Below are 11,737 nucleotides of genomic sequence, written 5' to 3'. Positions count from 1 at the left end.
GGCGAAATTACTACGAAACCAAAATATATGCATCCGTATAAATGAAGGACCGGCGGAGCGCCGCGTGATGCCGGGGAGGCATCGGTGCACCGGCCCGCCAGGGCCGCCGGGGCCGAGCCCGGTCGCCGCGGCGAGGACCGCGTTACCCTGTGGGCATGTCAGAGCCTGACTCCGTCGATCGGCACATCACGCACTGGTCCAGGGAGCTGTCCGACCTCGACCCGCAGATCGAGGGGATCTTCACCCGGATGCAGATGATCGTGCGGCTGCTCAGGCGCAACAAGGACAGGTGGCTGGCCGCCGGAGGACTCAAGCACTGGGAGTTCCAGGTCCTGCACCACCTGGTCGCGGCCGGGCCGCCCTACCGGGCGACTCCGTCGCTGCTGGCCGAGTGGCTCGACACCCACCCGGCCACGATGACCAACCGGCTCGACCGGCTGGAGCAGGCCGGATACGTCGACCGCGTGCACGACCCCGGCGACCGCCGCCGCCTGCTCGTCGCGCTGACCCCGGCCGGGCGCGCGATCTGGCAGGAGCGGATGGACGACGGCGGCCTGGAGGAGCAGGCCCTGCTCGCCCCGCTCGACCCCGGCGACCGTGAGCTCCTCGACGACCTGCTGCGCCGGATGGTCCGCGCGGCGGAGGCGGACGGACCGCCGCTCATGCCCGACTGGCCGTCAGGCCCGGACGCGGAAAACCGCATGTCGAAACGGGGAACGGGTGGTTAGCATGAGAGCATGACCTTCCTGGTGATGCTCTTCCCCGCAGCCGGGGTCACCTGACGTCTTCTTGAGGCCCTGAAACGGGGCCTCGATCTGTTTTCGGGCTCCAGCGGAGGTTCCGATGTCCCGAATCCTGCTCACCACGACCATCCCGTACGTCAACGCCCGTCCCCACCTGGGCTTCGCCCTGGAGCTCGTTCAGGTGGACGTGCTCGCCAGGCACCACCGCCTGCTCGGCGACGAGGTCAGGTTCCAGACGGGCACCGACGACAACTCGCTCAAGAACGTGCGGGCCGCCGAGGCCGAGGGGATCGCCGTACGGGATCTCGTCGACCGCAACGCCGCCGAGTTCGCCCGGCTGGCGGGACCGCTCTCGCTCTCCTACGACGACTTCATCCGGACCAGCGCCGACCCCCGGCACCGGCCCGGCGTCGAGCGGTTCTGGCGGGCCTGCTCCGCCGACCTGTACCGCAGGCACTACGAGGGCCTCTACTGCGTCGGCTGCGAGCAGTTCTACCCGTCCGACGAGCAGTGCCCCGAGCACGACGCCCCGCTCCAGCGGGTGTCCGAGGAGAACTGGTTCTTCCGCCTGTCCCGCTACCGCGACGAGCTGTACGGCCTGATCGACAGCGGCCGCATTCGCGTCGAGCCCGCCGAGCGCCGCAACGAGATCCTGGCCTTCATCGCCGCGGGGTTGTCCGACTTCAGCGTCTCCCGTTCCCAGGCGCGGGCGCGCGGCTGGGGCATCCCGGTGCCGGGCGATCCCGGACAGGTGATCTACGTGTGGTGGGACGCGCTCGGCAACTACCTGACCGCGCTGGACTACGCGAAAGGAGAGCACGACGACTGGTGGTCCGGCGCCGACCGGCGGATCCACGTGCTCGGCAAGGGCGTCCTGCGCTTCCACGCGGTCTACTGGCCGGCGATGCTGCTCTCGGCGGGGGAGGTGCCGCCGACGGACATCCTGGTCCACGACTACCTGACCGTGGACGGCCGGAAGATCAGCAAATCGGCCCTCTCCGGCGGTCCCGGCCACTCCGGTGACGGCCCTACGGGAACAGAGCTCTCGGCCGTCGACCCGATCGGGCTCGTCGAGGCCTACGGCGTGGACGCGGTCAGGTGGTGGCTGCTGCGCGAGGTGCCCAGGGTCGGCGACGTCGACTTCACCGCGAGGCGGCTCATCGCCCGCCACGACGGCGAGCTGGCCGACGGGCTGGGCAACCTCGTCAACCGGGTGGTCAGCATGGTCCACCGCTACCGGGGCGGGATCGTGCCCGAGGAGCGTGAGACGGCTCTGGACGAGGTCAGAGGCAAGGCCCGAGGCGCGGTGCACGAGGCCCTGGAGGCGTTCGACTTCCGCGCGGCCACCGCCGCCGTCTACGCGGTCGCCGAGGAGGCCAACCGGTACGTCAACCGCACCGAGCCGTGGCGCCTCGCCCGCGAGGGCTCGCCCCGGCTCGACGCGGTCCTCGGCACCCTGGTCGCCACCTGCCGGGAACTGGCGGACCTGCTGGCCCCCTTCCTCCCGGACGCCTCGGCGCGGATCGCCGGCCAGTGCCGGGGAGAGCGGCTCGCCGACCCGGTCCCGCTCTTCCCGCACCACCGCCCCCGGGGCCCCGCCCCGGCCCGCGTGGAACAGCGGCTGACGTCATCCGTACCCTCGCCGCACTCGGACACCGTTCCCGCGAGGAGGTCCGGCGGGTGAGGCGGGTCGCTCAGATCAGTCGCCGGGCTCCCGCCGCCGGGGGCGCCGGATAGATCTCCGGTGCGGCCCAGCCGTGTTCGGCGTAGGCACGGGTGACGGCCTCCCGCACGGACTCCACCCGCTCGTCGGTGACCAGTGCGATCGCCGAGCCGCCGAACCCGCCGCCGGTCATCCGGGCCCCCCGGGCACCGCCCCTGACCGCCGACTCCACGGCCACGTCCAGCTCGGCGCAGGACACCTCGAACTGATCGCGCAGCGACAGGTGGGAGGCGTTCAGCAGGGCGCCGATCTCCCGTACCGCCCCGGCCCGCAACAGCCCGATCACCGCCTCGACCCGGTGGTTCTCCGTCACCACGTGCTGGGTGCGCCTGCGCTCGTCGCCGCTCAGCCTGGCGAGGGCGCCACCCAGGTCGGTGATGTCGCGCAGCGCGTCCAGGCCCAGGTGCTTCGCGGCGTTCTCGCAGTCACGGCGGCGGCGGGCGTACTGCCCGTCGGGGAGCTCGTGGCGCACCCCGGTGTTGATGATGAGCAACTGGAGGCCGTGGCTCGCCAGGTCGAACGGGATGTTCCTGGTGCTGAGGCTCCGGCAGTCCATGAACAGGGCCTTTCCCTCCTCCGCGAGGGCCGAGGCCGCCTGGTCCATGATCCCGCACGGCATGCCCACGAAGTCGTTCTCGGCCTTCTGCGCGGCCAGTGCGACCTCCATCTTGGTGAGGCCGAGCTCGTACAGCTCGTTCAGCGCGATACCGACGACCACCTCAAGCGCCGCGCTCGACGACAGCCCCGCCCCCTGGGGCACGTCCCCGTCGATCACCACATCCGCGCCTCCGACCTGGTGCCCGGCCCCGCGGAGCACCCAGAACATCCCGGCCACGTAGCGGGTCCAGCCCTCGGCCTGGTCGGGCGTCGCGAGCGTGACCGGCTCGTCCACCTGCAACGACCGCAGCCGGATCACCCCGTCCTCGCGCGGCGAGACCGCCGCGGTCACCCCCCACGGCACCGCGAACGGCAGCACGAATCCGTCGTTGTAGTCGGTATGCTCCCCGATCAGGTTGACCCGCCCCGGCGCGTGCCACACCCCGGCGGGCTCCGTTCCGTACGACTCCCGGAAAGCTTCAACAACGCGCATGATCCAACACTCCTCAACAGGGTTCACCGTCAGGGTAGCGAGTCCCCCGGAGCCGGGTTCCGCCAAAGGTCACATCTTGAACCCGTCCCGCCCGGCAAGTGTGCGAACAGCGCCCACGTTTGGTTGAATGCCGCAGTACGGTGTGCACGAGGGGCGGTAGCTCAGCCGGTTAGAGCAGGGGACTCATAATCCCTGGGTCGCGGGTTCGAGTCCCGCCCGCCCTACCCCTGGTGATCACCCGAAAAGCGCCCCTGACCTGCGTGTTCGCGGTCGAGGGCGCTTTTGTCATGTCCGGCTGTCCATGGCTGTCACCGATCGTTCGCGGCTGGCCGCGCCGAATACGTGCCGACCGCGCGGCCCCGGTGTACGCGGTGGAAACCGTGGACGATCACGGCCTGCCTGCTCGCGGCGACGGCCGGGCCGAAACCGGTGTGGGCCGGCCGGATGACCGGCCGGCCCACACGTTCTGTGGTTAACGGGTCAGCCGCTGATACGGATGACGCCGTTCACCGGTGATGGCTTGCCGCTGTTGTCGTAGATCAGTTCACCCTTCTTCTTCCATACCTTGATCGTCAACTGGTCGGTGCGGTCGGCCGGTTTGCCGGAGTCGACCGCGGTGATCTCATAGGTCACCTCGATGGTGCCGTTGACCTTCCCGTTTCCGCGCAGGACAGCGGTACTGCCGTCGGCGACCAGCGCTGTGGCCGAGGTGCCGCGCATCTTGAATCCGGGGGCGTTGAAGGTCAGGCCGGTGGTGGGCTTGGTGGCCTTGCCCGGATAGCGGGCCGAGAGGGTGAAGGTGGCGCTGCCCTCCTTGCCGCAGACACCCTCCAGCCGACAGGAACCGGCGGGCACCTCGATGCTGCCGTCACCGGCCACGGCCGTGGCCGGGTCGTAGACCTCGATGTAGACCTGCTCCCCGTCGACCGTGTCGGCAGTGGCACGGCCACCGTGGTTGTCGGTCACGGTCAGCGAGATCGGGTAACGGCCGGGCTTGGTGAACACGTGCGACCCGGTGACCATGCCCGTGCTCTTACTTGCCTTCTTGCCCGCGTTCTTGCCCGTGCTCTTGGCGGGGCCGGCCAGGGCCGCGGGCACCGGCGTGCCGCCGACGCTCCAGACAGCGGTGTGGACATCGGCGCCACCCGGATCGGTGAAGGTGGCGTTCAGCTTGACCTCGGCCCCCACTGCCACGGCCGTGACCGGCTGCTCGAAGGTCACCTCGGGGACGGCGTTGGTGACGTTCACGGTGACCTGGGCGCTGCCCGCGGCGCCCTTGTCGTCGGTGACCGTCAGCACGACCGTGTACTCCCCGGCCGACTGATACACGTGCTGGAGCTTGATCTGCCCCGCGGTCAGAGTCAGCGGCTGCGGCCCCGCCCCGTCCCCGTAGTCCACCATGTAGGTCCAGGCGGTGGAGTCGGGATCGGTGAACGAGCCCGGCGTGCTCCAGACGCTGCCCGCCTCGACGGGGTACGTCGTCTCATCCACCGTGACCCGGGGAGCCTGGTTTGGCGTCGACTCGGTGACCACGGTGGCGGTGAACGTCGCCGTGGACGAAAGGCCGCCGTCGTCACGGACCGTCACCGTGACCGGGTAGGTCCCGGTGGCGCCCCAGGTGTGCTCCAGCGCGATCTCCTGACCGGTGACGGTCACCGGCGTGACGCCCGAACCGTCGCCGTAGTCGACGGTCGCCGTCCACGAGGTGGAACCGGGGTCGGAGAACGATACGACGCGCTGGAACTTCTTCCCGGTCGCGATCTCGACGTCCGGCCCGGCCGTCACCACCGGCGCCGTGTTCGGCGCCTCCTCCTCGATGACATACGGCACGCCGGCCGCCCCGAGGGCGCCACCGCTGTCGTAGACCATCACCATCGCGGTGCCGGTGCGCGGGGCGGTGAACGTGCGGGTCACTTCGACGGTGCCGCCACCGGGCCGCTGGGTCACCACGGCCTCCACCGGGGGCCCGTCTCCCCACGCCACCTTCGCGGTGTGGGTGTCCTCGGCGTCGGCGTCGGTGAAGGGGATCTTCAGGGTGAACGGCTTGCCCACCGTGGCCTTCAACGGCTCCGCGGGGACCTCGACGACCGGTTCGGCGTTGGTCTTGAGGACGCCGCGACCGGCCAATGTCATCGTGTAGACGACCTCGGTGCCCTCCTCCTCGGGGGCCTCCTCGGTTCCCGAGGTTTCCCCGGTGCCCGAGGCGCCTGCGCCGGGCAGGGGGAAGGGGTCTTCGGGATATCCGGTGTCGGGACGGTCGGAGTCACCGGGCATGGTGACGGTGGTGAAGGTCAGCTTCCCAGCCGCGTCCCCTTCCTTGTCCGGGGTGAAGGTCACATCAACAGAGCACTTGGCGCCCACCGCCAGCTCGACCGGGCAGTGCTCGCCCCGCCCGAACGGGCCCTCGGCCGTGATCGTCTTGATCTGCATCGGCTCGCTGCCCCGGTTGGTCAGCGTCGCCTTGATCGGCTGGCTGGTCGATCCGACCTGTACCGGATCCGTCCAGAGGATCCCGGCCTTGTCCAGCCAGGGCCGGACCGTCGCCGTCGCCGTCGCGCTGTTGTCGTCCGGCTTGGGGTCGGTCACCTCCAGGCTGTAGCCGTGGGCACCGGCCTGGAGTTCGGTCCCGTCGGCGGCATCCGCCGGCACCGTGGCACTCACCTTCACCGTGGCCGACCAGCCAGGCTCCAACACCTTGACCGTGTTACGGTGCCCACCCTTGATCGGCGTGCACAGACCCCGGTAGGTCTCACACGTGCTAGCACCGGCAGTGTTGGGGACGGCCACATCCAGCCGCACATCGGTCGCGGCATCCGGCCCCTTGTTGGTCACGGTGGCCGTCCAGGTCACCGTCGACCCCGGCCCCGGCTCGGCCGGCGACACGCTGTGCGTGACCTCCAGATCCGCCCGGGCGGGACTGGGAGTCAGCAGCAACGACCGCTCCTGCTGGACGAACCCGTCCCCGTCCGGCGAGCGGTCACGCACAAACCCCTGTACCAGGATCTGCCCCGAGGAATTGACATTCCGTACGTTCCACATGCCCGCACACGGCGAGGTCGTCTTCAAGGCGTCCTCCGGGCACCACGGCCGAGACAGCTTGTCCGTCAGCGGATACCGCGTGCCGTCCACCCACATCACCAGCGACCGGTTCGAGTCGAGGAACTTGCCCGGCTCGAAACCGACGATCACCCCGTTGTCATTGACCGCGTTCGCCTCACCCGAACCCAGATCGACCGGCTTGCCGTCCTTCCACACCATGGCGCGCTTGATCGTCTTGTTCTCGGAGCTGCCGCACCGCAACGTGCCGACCACCAGACCGGTGTTGTTCAGATCGCTCGCCTTGCCACCGGTCACGGCGCATCCCTCGACCGTGCCCGGGAGCCTGGTCAGCACACCGTCGGCGTAGACCGCCGGCGCCGTGTCCCTGGGAAGACCGTTGGTATCCCGGCTGAGCGTGTACGCACCCGCGATCGCACCAGCGGCGTTGATATGCGGGGTAGAGTCCTGCATGGTCTCGGGTATGTAGCCGACGCCTGTATCGAACTCGGCAGGCAGCGCGACCGCGGCCCCCCCGTACCACGTCACGTAATCGAGCAGACCGGCATTGCCGAACACCTCGCCGTTGTCGTTCAACGCGATGGCGACGGCGTTCGATCTCGACGAGCTGTAGCCCGGTTGCAGATCGGTGATGGAACCGTCGTCGGACCAGACCACGGCGTGCCGGGTGTTGCGGCCGTTCACCGAGGCCACGGCCGAGCCGGACACATCCCCGGCCTCGTTGATGCCCAAGGCGCCGGTCTCGCACCTGACCGCGTCGTCGCTACAGGCCAGGCCGCTCAGCTCGGTGGCCTTGCCGTCCTGCCAGCGCACCGCGCGCCACTTGCCATCCTTGCCGTACACCCTGCCCGCGACCTGGCCGCGGTCGTTGAGCCCCCACGCCTCGGTCCTGGAGGGATCCTGGCCGGGCAGCGTGCCGAGCTCGGTCACCTTGAAGGTGCCGAACCGCGCCGTCACGGTGTGCGCCCGGTCCATCGTCAGTGTCAGCGCACCCGGACCCCGCACCTCACCATCGACCTCCCAACCGATCGGGACACGCCCGGCCTCGGGAGTCGCGGTCACCTTCACCTTGCTCCCGGCCCGGTAGGTCGCCTGGTCCGGCGACGCCGACACCGAACCACCGGGCTCGGCCGACAGCGACAGCTCGAACTCGCGCAGGTCCGGCTTCTTCACCTCGACCAGCGACTGCGCGGTGCGCGGCCCCTTGGCGGTGTCGGCCTTCACCACGATGGAGTACACATCATCGGGAAGCGCATCGGACCTGGCGCCGTACACACCGTCACCGGCCGCACCGTCATCGCTGTCGCCGTCGTCCTTCAACGCCAGCTCGTGACGCGCACCGTCCTTACCGATCGCGACGGCCCGCACCGGCACACCGGTGACCGGGTGACTCTCGTCGGTCACCTCGGCGACCACCCGCACCCGGCCGTCATCAGAGGCGTCGGCCTTGACCACCGACACCTGGACCGGGTTCTCGGCGACCCAGGCACCCAGATCGGCCGTCACCGGCTCAGCCGCCGTGTTCGTGACCTCCAGCTTCCACGCGCCCGCCTGCGGGGCGCCCACACGCAACCCCTGGATCGGCTGCTTGGCCTCATCACTGCCCGCCGCGTACTGCGCCACCGCCTTGCCGGACGGATCCCGCAGCAGCAACCCGGTCGTCGACGGCAGGACAGCCGTGACACCGAACGCCGAACCCTGCGGCACCTCCAGCGGCACGGCCACCGTCTTCCCCGGCTCCACCGAGGTCGACGGCGTGGCGAACAGCGAAACCGGGTCCGTGCCGCCATCGGCGGAGGCCCCGGCCTTCAGGGTCGTCTTGGCGTCCGATTCGGTAGCCGCCTCCTTCTGCAGCTCAAGGAGATCCTCGTCCTCGGGCGAACCCGGCTCCGTTGCCAGCCGCGGCTTGACATAGGAATCGAAGTCCGACTGGGACCCGGTCATCAACGTGTGAATCGTGCCGGTTGTCGGCATGTCGTTGTAGTACCGCGCGCTCCACTGCGGCACGATCATGTCACCGTCGGGGAACGTCGTGGAGCCTGTGACGCTGGGCAGGGTGCAGGGCACGGGCCGGCCCACACCCACCAGGTTCGAGGGCGCCACGTCCTTGAGATTGACATACATCTCGTTCAAGACGTCTTGCACGTATGGTGTGGTGTTCTCTCGCGTGGCCGGCCAGTAAGGAACCCCCAGGGGGCTCCACGCGTACAGCGAAACGATCACGTCCGCGCACGGGGTCCCCCTGTTCGGGGTGCCCATCTGCATCATCCGGTTGATCACCGGTCTCTTGTCCGGCGTTTTCGGCATGCCGTCCTGGATGTATCCCCGGGTGATCAGCCCGCCCATCGAATGCGCGATGACATCGACGCGAAACGCGCCGGTTTCCGTGCGCACGTTTTCGACGTACTTTGCCAGTTCGGCGACGTTCTCGGAGAAATCCTTGGTGCGCTTGTACGGCTCCGGCAGATTACCGGTGCTAAGAGTGCCGCCGTCGCTGCCGAATGCGCCGTCACCGACCGCGTACACCTTCAGCTTGGTGTGCATCCCGGTCAGAATCGACTTGGTGGAGTCCCATGAACTCTTCGCGTCGGACTTCCAGCCATGCACCAGGACAACGGGCTTCGGCAGGACATTGAAGCTTTTCTCCTGAAAACTCTGGGTAGATCTGTCGACCTTCAGGGACGCCTTCAGATAGCGTTCTATTTTTGGTGCCTTTTTTTCCCAGGCAATCCCCGAGGTCGACCAGTGGTAGGAGACGGTGGCCGTTTCCTTCGGGGCGAGCTTAATCTCGATCGCCTTACCGATCGGCGTGGTGGCGCTCTCGCCGCTCTCAACCCCATGGCCGAAGCTGAGCTTCGCATCCAAGGAGAAAGAGCTGGGGTTGCTCACCTTTGCCGTGATGCGCACCTGATTGCCGTCGGTCACGCTATCGGCCGGGACCCACTCATTGGACGGGTACTTCTGCGTCTCAAGAGTGAGCGATTCGATGGCGGGGTTCCCGCCCAGATCGAGCAGGTAGAGGTGGTAGTTAACCCCCGGATCCTCTGACCCGGCATAGCCGACCAGGACGACCTGGTTATGGTCGTTGATGGCGACGGCATACTTGAAGTGTGTCTCCTCCGACAGGAAGCTCAGGTCGATGGACGCACCGTTGTAAAAGAGAGCCGCCTGACTCTGGTCGTTTTCGTTGAACAGCACCCCGACGCCGACGCCGCTGTTGTTGATCGCGAACATTCTGCCCCCGGCGGAGGCGTACTGCACATGGGGTTTGCCTTGCGCGTCCCAGATGACGGGGAGAGCGCTACGGGGAATGCCGTCCTCTATCTTTGTCGCCCAGCCGGCTACCTCGCCTCTGTCGTTGACATCGTAGGCCGTGGTAGGCCAATCCTGGTAATACAGCATGTCCCGCTCGAGATTTACGGGTTCACCAGGCTTGGTCCGGAAGGCGTTCGCCGACCATATGTCAGCTTTTTTGTTGAGGTAACCGACGACCGAACCCTTGTTGTTCATCCCCTCTGCCTGGAATATCGGCAGGTCAGGTGGTTCCAGTCTGAGCTTCGAGCCATCGGAGTCTACTATCGATTCCGCATGCAGAATCTGCTCCTTATTGTTTACCGCCACCACGCCATAAAGGCGTTTGTCTCCTTTCTTGACCGTACCGTCTTTGTAAGAGAATTCGAGGTTGGGAGAGTCTCCCCGCCTCTCCTTCTTGTACCAGCCGAGCACCTTGCCGTCGCTGTTCACGGCCTCGGCGTAGCTGGGGAGATCCTTGTTGCCGAGGAGCGTGCTGACGTCGGTTCTCGTCCCGTCAGGTGAGATGACGATGGCCTTCTGACTGATGCCAAGCCCGGAAGGCGAACCAAGGTTCGCGACGACCCGGCCAGAGTTGTCGATTCCTGCGACACTCCAGCGCCAGCTGCCCCAGTGGGCGTCGAGGCTGCCCAGATCGGTGATCTTGAATGACTCATCCGCAATCGCCGTCTTCGGGTCCGGAGTCGGCGCCGAGGCCAGCGCGGGCAAGGGCATGGCGAGAGCGCCGCCGACCAGTGCGGCGATCACAGGGAGCGCTATCCGCCGAACGGAAGCGGGATTGAATAACTTGAGCAAAGATAGCTCCGAAACTATGGCCGTACCCGACAGGTATGGCCAGGGGGGTGTTGAGTACACGACGCGTAGCGAATCGAATACTCGATAACGACATGATCGCGGCCGGTGCCGGAGCACTCAGCCGTCTTGACAGGAAAAACGGTTTCCCTAACCGCGTACAGGTTCAACCGGACTCGGCCCGCCGGCTTGTGTCGCTCTGCTTTGCGCACCCGAGACGACAAAGACCAGACGGACGGTTCCAGCTCTACGTGCGCCCTCGGCGCGAACACGGTTCGGAACTTCGTGACAGGTGTTCTCCTGATATAGGGACAGGTTGATTCAACGCTGATCATGAGCGGCCGGACTTGTGAGTGACATGTGAAACCTTGTGGCCCGTGGACACCGCCGCACATCGCACATGACCAGGCCCGGGGCGGGCCAGGCCCGGTCCGAGGACCTACCCGGTGGTTGTCCGAGCTTTCGGCGATTCCAGGCCGGGTGTTCGCGGGCCTCGTCGTCGTTTTCGAGGCTCGTGGGGGTCCAGCTCAGCCGTTGACGTAGAGGACGCCGGTCATCGGCGCGGGTTCACCGCTGTTGTCGTAGATCCGCACCTTGACCATCGGGTGGTCGATGCGGTCGGCTGCTCTGCCCGCGTCCACCGCGATGATCTCGTACGTGTCCTGGACGGTGCCGTTGACCTTCCCGTGCCCGCGCAGGCCCGCGTGTGCCCGCCTTCCGCAGGTGCTGTCCGGTAGGTCCAGGAAAGTGAGTCGGGGGAATCGAGGTGGGTGAAGTCGGGGTGCTGGGTGAAGGGGCTCACACCGACGACCGCGCTTCACGGGTCCGTGGTTCCGCACATCCGAAGCGGATGATGTCCGGGATCCACCTACGGCGAAAGATACGCCGACGACTTGTGAACAACTTGCGATGACTTGCCGGAGCATCACCAGCCCCCGGAGGGGCAATGGGAACCGCGCCCGGCCGGAGATCCGGGCGGTACGAAACCCCTCGACCGTATTGCTGGATCCTCCCCGCCGG

At 67.5% G+C, this 11,737-nt stretch carries 4 protein-coding genes and 1 tRNA gene; 3 read left to right on the top strand and 2 right to left on the bottom strand.

The annotated features are described in order from the left end of the window. Window positions 1–155 precede the first annotated feature (155 nt). A complete protein-coding gene (locus tag ACFQVD_RS19730) occupies window positions 156–728 on the top strand; it encodes a MarR family winged helix-turn-helix transcriptional regulator (protein WP_343976423.1) in 573 nt (190 codons plus the stop codon). A gap of 115 nt (window positions 729–843) precedes the next feature. After that, window positions 844–2,427, top strand: coding sequence for a methionine--tRNA ligase (locus ACFQVD_RS19725; protein WP_343976419.1), 1,584 nt, complete (start codon window positions 844–846; stop codon window positions 2,425–2,427). Between the two features lie 10 nt (window positions 2,428–2,437). On the opposite strand, the gene galK is transcribed toward ACFQVD_RS19725, so the two are convergent. Continuing rightward, on the bottom strand, window positions 2,438–3,556 hold the full coding sequence (gene galK / locus ACFQVD_RS19720; protein ID WP_343976417.1) for a galactokinase: 1,119 nt from the start codon (window positions 3,554–3,556) through the stop codon (window positions 2,438–2,440). 150 nt (window positions 3,557–3,706) lie between these two features. On the opposite strand from galK, the gene ACFQVD_RS19715 reads away from it, so the two are divergent. Continuing rightward, window positions 3,707–3,780: transfer RNA gene (locus ACFQVD_RS19715), tRNA-Ile, on the top strand. Between the two features lie 256 nt (window positions 3,781–4,036). On the opposite strand, the gene ACFQVD_RS19710 is transcribed toward ACFQVD_RS19715, so the two are convergent. Then, a complete protein-coding gene (locus ACFQVD_RS19710; RefSeq protein WP_386368596.1) occupies window positions 4,037–10,837 on the bottom strand; it encodes a PKD domain-containing protein in 6,801 nt (2,266 codons plus the stop codon). Window positions 10,838–11,737: the final 900 nt, after the last annotated feature.

The organism is Streptosporangium amethystogenes subsp. fukuiense (genome assembly GCF_042665875.1).
Lineage (GTDB): Bacteria > Actinomycetota > Actinomycetes > Streptosporangiales > Streptosporangiaceae > Streptosporangium > Streptosporangium fukuiense.
Note: the sequence above shows the minus strand (reverse complement) of the source record. Positions and strands in the feature narration are given on the sequence as shown.